Source organism: Phycicoccus sp. Root563 (genome assembly GCF_001427915.1).
Classification (GTDB): Bacteria; Actinomycetota; Actinomycetes; order Actinomycetales; family Dermatophilaceae; genus Pedococcus.
Window position 1 is genome coordinate 1450369 of record NZ_LMGM01000001.1, and the last position, 14848, is coordinate 1465216.

13 protein-coding genes are annotated in these 14848 nt (G+C 72.7%); 3 read left to right on the top strand and 10 right to left on the bottom strand.

The window, feature by feature from the left end; genetic code table 11:
* Window positions 1–48: 48 nt before the first annotated feature.
* The 9 genes from ASD62_RS20900 to ASD62_RS06850 form a co-directional block, all read right to left on the bottom strand.
* A complete protein-coding gene (locus ASD62_RS20900; protein WP_056915310.1) occupies window positions 49–1266 on the bottom strand; it encodes a lytic murein transglycosylase in 1218 nt (405 codons plus the stop codon).
* Between the two features lie 183 nt (window positions 1267–1449).
* Window positions 1450–1950 carry a methylated-DNA--[protein]-cysteine S-methyltransferase gene (locus tag ASD62_RS06815; protein WP_056917219.1) on the bottom strand — a complete coding sequence of 167 codons (501 nt, stop codon included), beginning with the start codon at window positions 1948–1950 and terminating at the stop codon, window positions 1450–1452.
* A 4-nt stretch (window positions 1951–1954) separates the two neighbouring features.
* Complete coding sequence (locus ASD62_RS06820; RefSeq protein ID WP_056915311.1) at window positions 1955–2377, bottom strand: HIT family protein; 423 nt, start codon at window positions 2375–2377, stop codon at window positions 1955–1957.
* 66 nt (window positions 2378–2443) lie between these two features.
* Window positions 2444–3235, bottom strand: coding sequence for a DUF1295 domain-containing protein (locus ASD62_RS06825; protein WP_056915312.1), 792 nt, complete (start codon window positions 3233–3235; stop codon window positions 2444–2446).
* Complete coding sequence (locus tag ASD62_RS06830; protein ID WP_056915313.1) at window positions 3232–4545, bottom strand: cyclopropane-fatty-acyl-phospholipid synthase family protein; 1314 nt, start codon at window positions 4543–4545, stop codon at window positions 3232–3234. Before ASD62_RS06830 ends, ASD62_RS06825 begins: the two co-directional genes overlap by 4 nt.
* Window positions 4542–5879 (bottom strand): cyclopropane-fatty-acyl-phospholipid synthase family protein, encoded by a 1338-nt coding sequence (locus ASD62_RS06835; RefSeq protein ID WP_056915314.1) that lies wholly within the window; start codon window positions 5877–5879, stop codon window positions 4542–4544. The genes ASD62_RS06830 and ASD62_RS06835 overlap by 4 nt, the downstream gene beginning before the upstream one ends.
* Window positions 5876–6607 (bottom strand): DUF1365 domain-containing protein, encoded by a 732-nt coding sequence (locus tag ASD62_RS06840; RefSeq protein WP_056915315.1) that lies wholly within the window; start codon window positions 6605–6607, stop codon window positions 5876–5878. The genes ASD62_RS06835 and ASD62_RS06840 overlap by 4 nt, the downstream gene beginning before the upstream one ends.
* Window positions 6604–7920 carry an NAD(P)/FAD-dependent oxidoreductase gene (locus ASD62_RS06845; RefSeq protein WP_056915316.1) on the bottom strand — a complete coding sequence of 439 codons (1317 nt, stop codon included), beginning with the start codon at window positions 7918–7920 and terminating at the stop codon, window positions 6604–6606. The genes ASD62_RS06840 and ASD62_RS06845 overlap by 4 nt, the downstream gene beginning before the upstream one ends.
* 64 nt (window positions 7921–7984) lie before the next feature.
* Entirely contained in the window at window positions 7985–9202 is a 1218-nt protein-coding gene (locus ASD62_RS06850; RefSeq protein WP_056915317.1) for a heparan-alpha-glucosaminide N-acetyltransferase domain-containing protein, read from the bottom strand.
* 272 nt (window positions 9203–9474) lie between these two features.
* On the opposite strand from ASD62_RS06850, the gene ASD62_RS06855 reads away from it, so the two are divergent.
* Complete coding sequence (locus tag ASD62_RS06855) at window positions 9475–10473, top strand: MerR family transcriptional regulator (protein ID WP_056915318.1); 999 nt, start codon at window positions 9475–9477, stop codon at window positions 10471–10473.
* A gap of 36 nt (window positions 10474–10509) precedes the next feature.
* Here ASD62_RS06855 and ASD62_RS06860 read toward each other — a convergent pair whose 3' ends face one another.
* Window positions 10510–12555 (bottom strand): DEAD/DEAH box helicase, encoded by a 2046-nt coding sequence (locus tag ASD62_RS06860; RefSeq protein WP_082552867.1) that lies wholly within the window; start codon window positions 12553–12555, stop codon window positions 10510–10512.
* 503 nt (window positions 12556–13058) lie between these two features.
* Between ASD62_RS06860 and ASD62_RS06865 the strand changes: the two genes are divergently transcribed.
* Window positions 13059–13868, top strand: a complete 810-nt coding sequence (locus ASD62_RS06865; protein WP_056915320.1) for a PAS and ANTAR domain-containing protein — start codon at window positions 13059–13061, stop codon at window positions 13866–13868.
* A gap of 59 nt (window positions 13869–13927) precedes the next feature.
* The gene (locus ASD62_RS06870) at window positions 13928–14845 is read left to right on the top strand and encodes a cation diffusion facilitator family transporter (protein WP_082580608.1); all 918 of its coding nucleotides are present in this window, start codon (window positions 13928–13930) and stop codon (window positions 14843–14845) included.
* Window positions 14846–14848 lie beyond the last annotated feature (3 nt).

The following is a 14848-nucleotide window of genomic DNA, read 5'->3' on the forward strand; positions in this document are numbered from 1 at the left end:
TGGCCTCACCTCGCTGCGTGGGCTGCGATGCGCATCACGTCGTCGGGTTCACCCCGTCGAGGAGGTCGACACGTCGCCCGACGGCTCGGGCGGAGGGACCGTCGACGCCGGGTCGGGGGTCGAGGGTGTGGGGTCCGGGACCGGTGTGGTCGTGGAGGGATCGGGGGTCGTGGGCCCCGAGGTCGTCGGGTCGGGCACCGGCGTGGTCGGCAGCGGTGTGGTCGGCACCGGTGTCGTCGGGGACGGGGTCGGCAGGGTCGTCACGGGACCCCGGTGCGGCGTCGTGGGTGACGCCTTGACCGGCTTCCTCGCCGGCTTCTTCGCCGGCTTCTTGGCCGGCTTCTTCGCCTTCTCGGGCTCGGCGACCGCCAGGTCGCTGGCGCGACCGCCGGAACCCACCCGGAAGGCGACGTCGGTCATCGGGGCCAGCCCGTGCCGCGTGAAGAAGGTGACCCATTGCGAGACCGCGGCGACGTACTCCCCGGACCAGTTGTACGTGAGGATCGCCGAGCGCAGGTCACCGCTGCGGGACAGGTCGCGTCCGTCGCGGCACAGGTAGTCGGCGGTCGCCCGGGCGGCGTCGAAGACGTTCTGCGGGTCGCGGCGACCGTCGCCGTCACCGTCGCGCCCGGCCCAGCGCCAGGTACCCGGCAGGAACTGGAGGGGACCCACGGCACGGTCGTAGTCGCCGGCCCCGTCGTAGGCACCCCCGTCGCTGTCGTGCACGACCGCGAAGGGTCCGCCGTCGAGCAGCGGGCCGTAGATCGCCGGGGTCACCCGGTGGTCGGCGTCGACCTGGCGACCACCGATGGAGCCGGACTCGACCTGGCCGATGGCAGCGAGGTGGGCCGGGCGGAGGTGGCAGGAGGCCGGGGCGGCGGCCGCGGCCCTGACGTAGGCGGCGGCGAGGACGGCCTGCGGTGTGCCCGCCCGCGGGAGCGCGCCCGAGGAGGCCCTGGTCGGGGGTTTCGGCGGCTTGGGCGGTGCGACGGCCCGGCGGACGGCCACGACGACCCGGCCGGCAGCACCGGCGGCCGGCGCTAACGCACCGTGCGCGTCGTCGAAGGACCACGCGTCGGGGACGGCAACCACGGGAGGCGTCACCGCTGGCCCGACCGACAGGTCGACCGGCGGGACCGCCGACGCGGTGGAGACCTTCTCGGCGGACCCGGCCCCCGCGGTCAGCTCGTGGGCGGACGCCGTCTGGGCCACGACCGCCGTGACGAGGGCGGACAGCACCCCGAGCTTGACCAGCTGGACCCGCACCGACCTCTCCTCCCGCGCGTGGAGCGGCCGGACCCGGCCGCAGCAGACCCGCCCACCCTGCCGGTCCGCGTCGCCGCCCACCTGACCGCGCGGGGGGAACAGCACGAACGGACGAGGCGCAGACCGGACACAGGCCCCACGAGCCACAGGCGCCCCACGTCGTCCCAGGACGTGGACGGCCGGTCAGAACAACCGTGCGGCCCGGGTCTCCTCGGACTCCTCGAGGGCGAGGAGGAACCGCTTGCGGTCCAGGCCACCGGCATAGCCGACGAGGCTGCCGTCCGCGCCGATCACGCGGTGGCACGGGACGATGATGCCGAGCGGGTTGCGTCCGTTGGCGGCCCCGACCGCCTGGCTGAACCCGACGTCGCCCAGCGCCCTGGCCAGGTCGCCGTAGCTGCGGGTCTGGCCGTACGGGATCTCGCGGAGCAACGCCCACACCTTCTGCTCGAACGCGTTGCCCACCGGCGCCAGGGGCAGGTCGAAGGTGGTCCGCTCGCGGGCGAAGTACTCGCCGAGCTGGCTGGTGGCGGTGTCGAAGCCGCTGTCGTCCCGCTCCCCCAGCTCGGCCGCGGAGCCGGGTGCGTGCTTCGCCCGGTCCATGTGCAGCGCGACCAGGACGCCGTCCTCGGCGATGAGGGTGAGGTCGCCGATCGGCGAGGGCACGACGGTGTGGGTCCTCATGGCGTCACCGGGGTGCAGGCGCGAGCGCGGCAGCGACCCGCCCTGCATACTCCTGCGCCTCCTCGTCCGAGGCGTACTTCGTGCGGGGCCAGAAGAAGCCGCGCAGCCCGTCGCCCTTGGTGCGCGGCACGACGTGGACGTGCAGGTGCGGGACCGACTGCGAGACGACGTTGTTCATCGCCACGAACGACCCCTGCGCACCGAGCCCGGCGACGACGGCGCTCGCCGTGCGCTGGGCCGCGCCCATGAGGACCGGGAGGAGCTCGGCCGGGAGGTCGGTGAAGGTGTCGACGTGGATGCGGGGCACGAGCAGGACGTGCCCCTTGAACACGGGCCGGGTGTCGAGGAACCCGAGCACGAACGGCTCGTCGACGACGACGGTGGCGGGCACCGAGCCATCGATGATCTGGCAGAAGAGGCAGTCCACCCCAGGGACCCTAGCCGCCGTGTCCGACACGGCCGCCACGTCGGTCCCGACGGTCGGGCGGAGGTCTCAGGCCTGCTTCGGCGGGCGGGGCAGGAAGTAGCTCGTGCGCCGACGGTACTCGGCGTACCCGGGGCGCTCGCCCATGTGCTTCTCGAGGAGCTTGGCCCCCGTGGCGAAGACGAGGAAGTAGGTCATGACGACGGGCGAGAGGACGGTGAGGACACCGGGCCACGCACTCGCGGCGACGAGGTAGATCCCCCACCAGACGCAGGAGTCCCCGAAGTAGTTGGGGTGGCGCGTCCACGACCAGAGGCCGCGGTCCATGACCTTGCCCTTGTTGGAGGAGTCGGCCTTGAACGCCTTGAGCTGGGCGTCACCGACCGCCTCGAACGTGAGGCCGACCGCCCACAGCAGCAGCCCGAGGACGGCGACCACGGTGATCCCGGGTCCGGACGCAGCGCTCACCTGGATCGGCAGGGACACGAACCAGACGGCCAGGCCCTGCACGAGGTAGACCTTCCGGATGGCGACCCACGTCGGGTTCCCGGGCTCCTTGTCGAGCATCTCCGCGTAGCGCGGGTCCTCGCCCTTGCCCGCGTTGCGTCGCGTCACGTGCCACGCCAGGCGCAGACCCCACAGCGCGACGACGACCACGAGGGCGAGGCGGCGCCACCCCGTGCCGTCACCGGCCAGGGCGGCCACGACCGCCACGACCACGAACCCGAGGCCCCAGGTCGTGTCGACCACGCTGACGCGCCCCTGCCTCGCGCCGACGACCGCGGTCGCCGCCATGAGGACGACGACCGCGAGGAGCGAGAGACCGGTGACGGCCAGGAAGTTCGAGCTGTCGAAGGTCATGACCAGATCGTAGGGCGCTGCGGCGGGAGGCCGGACGAACCGTGGTCCGGGCGGACCGACAGGATCTGGTCGACGCCCATGCGACCGTCGCGGAAGGCCATCGAGCCACCGACCAGGTAGAGCCGCCACACGCGGGCGACCTCTTCACCGACCAGGGCGACGGCCCGGTCCCAGTTGGCCTCGAACGTGTCGTGCCAGGCATCGACGGTGCGCACGTAGTGCTCGCGCAGCGCGTGCACGTCGCGCACCTCCAGCCCCGACTCCTCGATGAGGTCGACGGTCTGGCCGACGGGCCGCATCGTCATGTCGGGGGCGATGAACGACTCGATGAAGGGACCCCCACCCGGGTGCCGGCCACGCCGGGACATCTGCTGGATGAGCACCCGGCCACCGGGGCGCACGCGGTCGTGGAGGACCGAGGTGTAGGTGCGGTAGTTGCGCTCCCCCACGTGCTCACCCATCTCGAGGGAGACGACGGCGTCGAAGTCGCCGTCCGGCACGTCGCGGTAGTCCTGGAGCCGGATCTCGACCCGGTCCTGCAGTCCACGCTCGGCGATGCGTGCGTCGATGAACTTCTTCTGCTCGGCGGCGATGGTCACCCCGGTGACCTGCGCGCCGAAGTGCTCCGCGGCATACAGGCTCATCGATCCCCAGCCGCACCCGACGTCGAGCAGGCGCATGCCCGGCTGGAGGCCGAGCTTGCGGCACACCAGGTCGAGCTTGTCGCGCTGGGCGTCCTCGACCGTGTAGTCGGGGTCGTCGGAGGTCCAGTAGCCGCAGGAGTAGGCCATGTGCGGGTCGAGGATGAGCTCGTAGAACTCGTTCGACAGGTCGTAGTGGTGGTGGATGGCCTGCTTGTCGCGACCCAGGCTGTGCAGGCGCCCCTTGAGGACGGCCTGGCTCGCCGGCGGCGGGAGCGGGATCCCCAGTGCCCCAGCGCTCTTCGCAACCTTGACGATCGCGGCGATGGCCGCCGGAGTCGGGCGTATGGCGCCCAGGCCGCGTTCGTGCGCGACGGACCACACGTGCGTGAGGGCCGCGTCGAGGTCGCCCTCGACGTCGAGCTCGCCGGTGACGTAGGCCTGCGAGGCGCCGAGCTCACCCGGGTGGCGCAGCAGCCTGCGCAGGGCGCGCGGCGACCGGAGGACGACGTGGGGGGCGTCCTGCGGGCCGGCCGCGCTGCCGTCCCAGGCGGTGAGGTGCACCGGCAGGGCGCCGCCCACGAAGGGGGCGAGCGCCGCGGCGATCTCGGTGGCGACGCCCGGCTGGGTGGCCGTGGCGGTGCTGGGGGTGGTGTCTGTCGCGGTCATCGGCCGCCTTCCCTCTGGAGAACGAGCTGCTGGACATCGAGGTAGCCGGAGCGGAAACCCGCCCGGGAGTACTCGAGGTAGAAGTGCCACATCCGGTCGAAGACCTCGTCGAAACCGAGCTGGTGGACCCGCTCGAGCGCACCGAGGAACCGCTCGTCCCAGAGGCGCAGGGTCTCGCCGTAGTGCTGGCCGAAGGACAGCCGCTCCGAGACCCGCAACGAGGTCTGGGCACGGTTGACGTCCACGATGGCCTGGGTCGACGGCAGGAAGCCGCCGGGGAAGATGTACTTGTGGATCCACGTGTACGTGTAGCGCGTCGCGAGCATCCGGTCGTGCGGCATCGTGATCGCCTGGATGGCGACCTTGCCGCCGGGAGCGAGGACGCTGTCGATCTTGCGGAAGTACTCGCCCCAGTACTCGTGCCCCACGGCCTCGATCATCTCGACGGAGACGACGGCGTCGAACTTGCCCTCGACCAGGCGGTAGTCGAGCAGCTCCACGTCCACCTGCTCGGCGAACCCTGCTGCGGCGATGCGCTCGCGGGCCAGGGCCTGCTGCTCGGACGAGAGGGTGACCGACAGCACGGTCGCGCCCCGTCGGGCGGCGCGGATGGCGAGCTCGCCCCAGCCGGTGCCGATCTCGAGGACGCGGCTGCCCTCACCCACCCCCGCGGAGTCGAGCATGCGCTCGACCTTGCGGCCCTGCGCCTCGGCCAGGTCGTCCCAGGCCGGGGCGGACGCCGGACGGCTGACCGTGACGGCCTCCCCCGCCACCGGTCCGCCGCGCTGCTCGTCCCCGGCGAACAACGCCGACGAGTAGCTGAGGGTGCTGTCGAGGAACGTGGCGAACATGTCGTTGGACAGGTCGTAGTGCCTCGCGATGTTGTTGCGGGTGTTGGCCGTCGAGTTCTTCTCCGTGTGCGGCATGCGGGCGACGTAGACCGCGCGCAGCTTCTGCAGCGGCTCGGGGATGAGCGTGGCCATCTGGGCGGCGAACACCTCGAGCAGGCCGCCGAGGTCCTCGGCGTTCCAGTCGCCCGCCATGTAGGACTCACCGAAGCCGATGAGGCCGTTGGCACCGACGGCCTCGAAGAAGGCGTCGGGGCGCTCGATGACCATGAGGGGTGCGGTCGGGTCCACGGCCGCTCCGCCGACGATCGCCTCGCGGCCGAGCTGCACACGCACGGGCAGCCGCTTCACCGCGGACAGGAAGATGCGTCGGGCGAGGGCACCCTCGACGACCCGGCGCGCCCTGGCGCGGCGGGTGGTCAGGCCCGGCCAGCGGACGGGGTCGATGGCGGGGCTCATGGAGAGCCCGGCGGTGGCGGTGGTCACTGGACTGCCTCCTGGTGGTGGGACGGACGGGGTTGGACCGGCAGGCGACGCAGCCACAGCCAGATGCCGTGGAGTCGGATCCGTGCCGAGACGGAGAGAGGTTCGAGGGGCTGGGTCAGCGCCAGGCGCAGGACCGTGCGGGTCGTGACGGGTAGTGCGCGCCCGGTCATCCCGGCGACGAACGCGGGGCGTCCGGGGCGTCGGAGGACGACCTGGACCGACACCCGGTCGTCGGGTTCGGGGACGGTGAGGCTGTAGGAGCCCGACACGTCGTTGAACGGGCTCACGTAGAGGGCCTTGTCGACCTCTGCCCGGCCGAACTCGTCGGCCTGCACGAGGTAGGCGTGCCGGTCGCCGTAGGTGTTGTGGACCTCGACCACGGTGCACGCGAGCGTGCCCTCCGGGTCGTGGCACCAGTAGACGCTGATGGGGTTGAAGACGGTTCCGAGCACCCGGGGCATGGCGAGCATCAGGATCCGCCCGCCGCGCAGGTCGACGCCCTTGGTGGCGAGGAAGGTGTCGAGGTTCTGGCGCAGGGTCCGCGCGGGGTCACCGAGGTGGTCGCGCGACTCGAAGCTCGCAAGGCGCTGCAGGCCACCCAGGCGCGGCAGGTCGTCGAGGTCGACGAGCCAGCTGTGGCTGCGCGTGCGAAACCGGTGGGCGACCGGCTCCTTGCGCGCGTGGTGGACCGACGTCGCGTAGATGCGCGTCGCGGGCGAGGTCCTCATCGGGCGACGACCTCCTCCGGCACTTCCTCGACGACCGCCTCGTCCCAGTCGACGCCGAGAGCAGCCGCAGCCTTGGCCCCGGAGAGCGCGCCGTCCTCGTGGAACCCCCACCCGTGGTAGGCGCCGGCGAAGGCGACCCGCGAGGTGTTGATCTCGGGAAGACGTCGTTGCGCCGCAACGGATTCCGGGGTGTAGAGGGGGTGCTCGTAGCTCATCGTGTCGATGACCTTGTCCTGGTCCACGCAGTCCACGCCGTTGAGTGTGACGAGGAACCGCCGTCCCGGCACGTCGAGGCGCTGCAGCCGCGTGAGGTCGTAGGTCACGAGGACACCGGTCCCACCGGCGCGCTCGGGGCGACGCCAGTAGTTCCACGAGGCCCGGGCACCCGTCGTGCGCGGCAGCACCGACTCGTCGGTGTGCAGCTGGGCCACGTTGCTGGAGTAAGGGATCGCGCCGAGGACGTCGCGCTGGAGGTCGGTGGGGGTGCTCAACATGGCGAGCGCCTGGTGCGGGTGGGCTGCGATGACGACGGAGTCGTACGTCTCGCTGTTCCCGCCGGCGTCGACCACCAGCACGCCGTCAGGTGTCTCGGTGACCGAGCTGACGGGGGTCGCGAGGCGGATGTCGTCGATGCCTGCGGCGAGGGCCTCGACGTAGCGCTTCGAGCCGCCGGTGACGGTGCGCCAGGTCGGCGACCCGAAGACGGTGAGCATGCCGTGGTGGTCGAGGAACTCGAACAGGTAGCGGGCGGGGTACTTCAGCGAGACGTCCGGGTCGCAGGACCACACGGCTGCCACGACCGGCTCGAGGAAGTGGCGGGTGAAGTACGCGCTGAAGCCGACCCGGCGGGCGAAGGCGCCCAGGGTCTCGTCGCGGTCGGTGTCCGAGGAGTCGCGGGCCAGCACGTCGCGGGCAGCACCGTGGAACTTCTTCACCTCCGTGAGCATGCGCAGGTAGGACGGGTTGGCGAGGTTGGCGACGCGGGGGAACAGCCCCTTGGCCTTCTTCGCGCCGGCGTACTCCAGGCCGGACTCGTCGTCCCGGACCGACATGCTCATGTCGGAGTCCTGGGTGGCCACACCGAGCTCGGCGAACAGGCGCAGCAACGTCGGGTAGGTCCGGTCGTTGTGCACGATGAAGCCCGTGTCCACGCCGACCACGCGACCGTCCACCTCGACCTCGTGCGTGTCCGCGTGACCGCCGAGGCGGGCGTCGGCCTCGTACAGGGTCACGGGGCCGCGCGTGCTGAGCACGTGGGCGGCGGTGAGGCCTGCGACTCCGCTGCCGATGACGGCGCGGCGTGGTGCTGACATGGTGGTCCATCCGTTCAGGGGGTCGACGTGCAGGTCATTCGGCGTGCGGGGTGGGACGGATTGCCTATCGCGGGGCCGTGCCCGGCAGACGGGCAGGGGGTACGAGCCAGAGAGCCGCCCGCCGGGAGGTCACCGACACCACCGTCTCCAGCGGTCCGCGCAGGGGCACGAGCGCGAAGAACGCGCCGACGACACCGACCACGAGGACCTGGTCGCCGTAGTGGTCCGGTGACTCCCAGTCGGGCCACCAGCCCTGGGCCATCATCAGCACGTGCAGGGTGTACAGCGACAAGGTCATGGCGCCGGCCCCGAACACCGCCGCCCACACCCTCGGGTGGATCCGGGTGGCGAGCACGCAGAGCCCGGTCACGGCCATGGCGCTGCCGATCGTCTGGGCCAGGTCCAGCGGCGCGCCCGAGTGCGGGGCCACAACCGCCAGCCACCACCACGAACCGGTGGGCGTGGTCCCGCCCAGCCCGTGCGTCAACAGGGCGTCGAGGGCCCCGGGGTCCGTGGCGAGGGAGGGGTCGGGCGTCACCGTGTCGGGATAGGTCGCCGCGAGCGCCGCCCGCGCTCCCGGCTGCCCCAGCAGGAGCCGGGAGCACGCGGTGGCCGCCACCGCGAGGACCACCCCGACGGCGAGCACCCGGGCCGCGACCACGGGCCGGGCCAGCGGGAGCCGGCCCAGCGCCATACCGGCGAGCAGGTAGGCGACCCACACGGCGGCTGGGTAGTAACCGGTGAGGAGCAGCTCGCTCAGGAGGTGGCCGGGGCGCAGGAGGTCCTCGGGTTCCGGGCTGCCGACCTCGTGAGGTGGGAGCAGGGGGCGCAGGAGGTGGGCGCCGACGGGGGCGAGGGCGACCCACGCCACCGCCCAGGCCGCCAACGAGCGGGGGCCCAGCCCGAGGAACGGCAGGCCGAGGAGGAAGAGCACTGCGTACGAGGCGAGGATGACCGCGATCACGGTGGGCACGGCACCGAGCGCCAGGCCGAGGGCGCCGATGAGCAGGGCACGGACGGCGAGCCGCACCGACGCGGCGCCGCGCTCACGGCCTCGCAGCGGCTCGGTCCGGCCGCTCGCGAGGGCGACGCTGACCCCGGCCAGCACCGCGAACAGGGCCGACGCGCGACCCCCGGCCACCTGTTGGGCCCAGGGCACGTCGTTCCCGATCCGACCGGGCAGGAGGTGGGTGGCCATCATTCCCGCGAGCGCGAACGCTCGGGCGACGTCGACGCCGACGACCCGCCCCGGCGCGATGTCCGGGAGGACGGGCTCGCTCATGCAGTCATCCTGTCAGCAGGCTTTTGGTTCCGCGCGCCCGTCGGCCCCGACGGGTGGACCCCGACGCGCCGGAGCAAGGTCTCGGCACGTCGGGGTCGGTCGGGTGGTCGGTCGAGCCGACAGCTCCGCGGCCGCCTAGCCCCTGGTCGAGGAGGCCAAGCAGGCCCAGACTCTGTGAACAATGTTTGTCCAAGGTTGCACCCTGGAGTGATCCTGCCCGCCGCAGGAGCTCTTGTCCATACTTTGACCAACGTCGGGGCTACGCTGCGCTGGTGTACACGATCAGCCACGCCGCGCGGCTGACCGGTGTTCCGGCCGCCACCCTGCGGGTCTGGGAGCGGCGGTACGCGCTGGTCGAGCCGCTGCGCACCGACGGTGGCTACCGCCTCTACGACGAGCGCGCCCTGCAGGTCGTGCGCGCGATGTCCTCGCTCGTGGCCGCCGGCTGGGCGCCGCGCCAGGCCGCCGACCACCTGCTGTCCGAACAGCCCGGCCGGGACACCGGGGGCACCGACACGACCGTGGCCCTCGAGACGATGACGGGCCTGCGGCCCGCACCGGGTTCGGCGCCGGGATCGGGCCGGGGCAGGAGTCCTGCACCGGTCGCGGCTCCCGCGCCGACGGAGGTGCCGGACGGGGACCCCCTGGCCGCGCTGGCGCGGGGGGCTGCCGCGATGGACCCGGGGGCGGTCTCCGCCGCGATGGTGGAGGCCTTCGCGGGCGGTGCCTTCGAGGACGTCGTCGACACCTGGCTCATGCCGTCCCTGCAGGTCGTGGGCGCCTGGTGGCGCGAGGGCCGGGTCGACGTCGCCGGCGAGCACGTCGTGAGCGCCACCGTGCACCGTCACCTCGGCGCCGCGATGGAGGCCTGCCCGCGCCAACCCGGCGGACCCCTGGTGGTGGTCGGCCTCGCCCGCGGATCGCACCACGAGCTCGGGGTGCTGGCGTTCTCGGTGGTGCTGCGCCGACGCGGGGTCCGGGTCGTCTACCTCGGCACCGACCTGCCGGCGCAGGACTGGGTGCAGGTCGTCCGTCGGCACTCCCCTGCGGCCGTGGTCGTCGGGGTGCCGATGCGGGCCGACGTCATCGCCGTCCGCGAGACCGCCGAGGCCCTGCACGCGCTCGACGCCGGGTTCCCGGTGTACGTCGGCGGGGCTGCCCAGGAGGACGTCGCCCACGGGACCCTACCCCTCGGGCACACCCTGCGGGACGCCGCGGACCTGATCGAGCTCGCGCTCGCCACGCACGGCTCGACGGTCCCCACGCGCTGACCGACGAGCCCGCCGGGCAGACGGCCGACCGTGCGGTCAGACGGTCAGACGGGCCTGGAGCGCGTCGGTGAGCAGCGCCACGAGGGCCTCGAGCTGGATGTCCTCGGAGGAGGACACGTCCTCGTCCGACCCGTCGAGAGCGCGCGCGGCCAGGCCGGCCTTGGCGTCGATGAGCTGGGCGACCTTGGAGTCGATGGTCTGGGCGGCGATGATGCGCCACGCAGTGACCGGCTCCTCCTGCCCGATCCGGTGCACCCGGTCGATGGCCTGGGTCTGCTCGGCGTCGGTCCACGAGAGCTCGGCGAGGACGACGTTCGAGGCCACCTGCAGGTTCAGGCCGACCCCGGCCGCACTCAGCGAGCACACGACGACCGCAACCTCGGGGTCGTTCACGAACGCGTCGATGTTGGCCTGGCGCTGCTTGGGCGTCTGGTCACCGCGGATCGAGGAGTAGCGCAGCCCCCGCTTGGCGAAGGTCTCCTCGGCGACGTCCATGACGTCGATGTGCTTGGCGAAGAAGACGACCTTGCCGACGCTGCGCGCGAGCTGGGCGGCGTAGTCGGCGGCGAGGCCGGCCTTGGCCTGCCCGATGCGCCGCATCACGCCGAACACGTTCTCCTCCGAGGCGGAGGAGTTGGTGTCCTCGCGCTCCCAGCGAGCCACCCTGCGGACCAGCTCGTGGTCGATGCCCTCGACGAGGACGCTCGAGCGGCGGTTCTCCAGCGCGGAGTCGTAGCGGGACACCAGGCGCCGGGCGAGGTCGCGCTCGGCGGCGCGGATCGACCGACCAGCCTCGTCGTCGAGCTCGACCGGGAGGTCGGCGATGCGCCGGGCCGGGATGTCGGACGCGACGTCGACCTTGCGGCGGCGCACGATGCCGAGGTCGATGACGCTCGTGCGCGCAGCCGTGTAGAAGCCCGGGTCGGCCGGCGTCAGCCCGGTCTCCTCGAGCGCGTGCATGAGCGGGGCCAACGGCTTCTTGTCGTCGATCCAGCCGAGGAACTGCCAGATGGCGCGGAAGTCCTCGATGTCGTTGATCAGGGGCGTCCCGGTGAGGGCCATGAGCAGCGGCCGCACGGTGCGCGAGCGGATGCGCTCGGAGAGCTGCAGGACGTGCTGCGAGCGCTGCGACGTCTTGTTCTTGATGAAGTGCGCCTCGTCGACGACCATGCCGCGGAACCCGAGGTTGCCGAGCCAGCCGACGTGGCGGTCCAGCACCTCGTAGTTGACGACGACGATGTCCGCGAACCCGTCGATGGTGTCGCCGTTGCCGTGGACCACGGTCGCGGTGCGGCGGGGGGTCCAGAGGGCCGCTTCCCGGGCCCAGTTCGTCTTGACGACGTTCGGGACGACGACGAGCAGCGGGTAGGCGCCCGCGGCCTCGGCGGCGAGCAGGGCCTGGGCGGTCTTGCCGAGACCGGGCTCGTCGGCGAGCAGAAAGGTGCGGTGGCCCGCTGCGGCCGCGCCGACGAGCTGGGCCTGGTGGTGCATGAGCTCGAGCCCGGCAGGGGCCTTGACGGGGGCGTCCTCCGGCAGCTCCATGCAGGACGACGCACCGCCGTACTCGAAGGAGCGGAACAGCGGACCGAGCAGCTCCCAGCTGCTGAGCCGGCCCGTGGGGCGCTTGTGCTCCACGGCGGAGAAGTCGGGGGCGAGGAACGGGTTGGCGAGCTGGCGGGCGACGACCGAGCGGGGCACGACCCGCCGCTCGGGGACCGGGGCTGCGGAGTCGTCGACGGGTTCGGGCTCCGGCTCGTCGGGCACCTCGAACCCTGCGGCCAGCTGCATCTCGCGCTTGAGCGTCGCAGCGTCGTCGGAGACCGGGGTGTCCTCGGGCAGCAGGACCAGCAGGGAGGTGTCCCGCGCCGCGGTCTTGGCGAGGATGGTGGCCACGCCGTCGAGCCGCTTGAGCTGCTCCGTGCGTTGCGCCTCGGTGCTCTCGGCGTCGCTGCGGATCCGCGCCCGCTCCTCGCGGACCAGGAGGGCGACGACCTGGAACTTCGTCCGGCCGGACGGGCGGACCTTTCCACGCTGGGCGGCGGCCTCGACCTCGCGCACGGCGCGGGCGAGGACCGGGATCATCCCCTCGTTGTCGAGGTCACGGACCCGTCGGGGCGACCGCTGACCCCCCTGGGCACCTCCGCGACGCGCTCCGCCCGAGCGGGCGGGACCACCACTGGCGGCACCACTGCGCGTGGCGCCGGGCTGGCGTTGGCCTCGAGCCAAGAACTTCTCCTCCGAAGGACCGCGACGAGCGGACGGGCGGACCCGGCCTGGGACGACCGGGACGATCAGGCGACGGCAGGCGTCCCTCCCGGGACCCCTCGACGCGACCCGGACCCGCCGGTCGAGCGACCGGGGCGGGGACGGAGCAGCTGCCCCCGCGGTGGGACCGGGGACCCCGGGGTGCCGCGACCGCCGTGCACCGAGCTGAGTCGGTGCGAGAGGGACGGTATGGCGCCGGGGCCGGTACTGCGTCCATCCTACCGTCCGCGGCGCCCCTGCGGGCGGCGGCCCGCAAACCCCCAGCGGGCACCCCGGCTGTGGTACATCTTTCGCACCATCCTCCGAGGCGAGAGAGCACGATGAGCACCGTCACGCCCAGCTCCCCCGTCGACCGACCCCTCCGGACGGAGGGATCCTCCCCCGTCCCCGGTGAGGCCCTCGCAGGCACGGTCCACAGCAAGCCGGTCAACGAGGCACCCACCCAGCCGGGCCGGGCCACGGGCACCGGTGCCGCGGCCTGGGACCCGCTGACCGCCCTGACTGCCGGCACCGCCGAGCCCGCCGCGCGCTTCCGCTACGACGTCCGCAGCGGTGACTGGTGGTGGTCACCGGGCATGTTCGACCTGCACGGGCTCACCGAGGGCGAGGTCGAACCCACCACCGAGCTGCTCATGAGCCACAAGCACCCCGAGGACCTGGCCGCGACGGAGCAGACGCTGCGCAGCGTCCTCTCGACGGGCGAGCCCTTCTGCTGCCGGCACCGCGTCCTCGACACCCACGATCAGGTGCGCGAGGTGCTCTCGGTGGGCGAGGCCGTCTGTGACGCCGACGGACGGATCGCCACGGTGCAGGGCTACTTCGTCGACCTCACCTCGGCCTTCGCCGTGGCCACCTCGCAGGCCGCCGCCGAGGTCCTCATGGTCGAGGCGCGTCGCCCGGCGATCGACCCCGTCATCGAGCAAGCCAAGGGCGCCCTCATCGCCGCCTTCCGGCTCACGGCCGGCGCAGCACTCGAGCTGCTCACCTGGCGTTCGGAGGAGACGGGCACGGACCTGGCCATCGTGGCGCGCGGCCTCGTCGCGGAGTTCCACTCCGTCCACGACGACGACCTCAGTGCAGCACGAAGGGCGTGCGCCTACCTCGGCCTCACGGCCCTGGACGAGGACTGAGCCTCCGAGACCCCCCGGGTACGATCGGGACATGACCTCCACGGACGGTTCCTGACGCCGTGGGCGGCTCCCACTCCCACTCGCACGCGCCGATCCCCGGTCACGCGGGCGCGGCGCACCGGTGGCGACTGCGGACCGCATTCGCCCTCGTCGCAGGGTTCTTCGTCGTCGAGCTCGTCACCGGCATCGTGTCGGGGTCGCTGGCGCTGCTCTCGGATGCCGGGCACATGGCCGCGGACGTGGTGGCCCTCGGCGCCGCCCTCGTGGCGACCCGCATCGCCGCGCGGCCCGACACGACGGGAAGGCGCACCTTCGGCTCCTACCGCGCCGAGGTGTTCGCGTCAGGGCTCGCCGTCCTCCTCATGCTCGGCGTCTCGGTCTACATCGTCGTCGAGGCGCTGGGACGGATCGGGACGCCGGCCCAGGTCGCGGCGACACCGATGTTCGTCGTGGGCTTCCTCGGGCTCGTCGTCAACGTCGTCTGCCTCGTCCTCCTGCGCGAGGGCGCCTCGGAGTCCCTGAACGTCAAGGGCGCCTACCTCGAGGTCGTCGCCGACACCGTCGGGTCGCTCGGCGTCCTGGTGGCCGGGGTCCTCGTGGCCGCCACCGGCAGCGCCTGGTGGGACACCGGCGTGGCCCTGGCCATCGCCGTCTTCGTCGCCGTCCGGGCCGTGGCCCTCGGTCGTGAGGTCCTCGTCGTCCTGGGTCAGCACGCCCCCGCGGGCATGGACCCCGACCAGGTCGCCAGCGCGCTCGGTGCCGTGGCGGGAGTGCGCGAGGTCCACGACCTGCACGTGTGGACGCTCACCTCCGGCATGAACGTCGCCACCGCCCACCTCGTCACCGCACAGAGCACCGACGCGCACGCCGTGCTGGACGACGCGCGCCAGGTGATGCGCAGCCGGTTCGGGGTCGAGCACGCGACCCTGCAGGTCGAGCCCGACACCCACACCGGCTGCGCCGAGGTCACCTGGTGATGC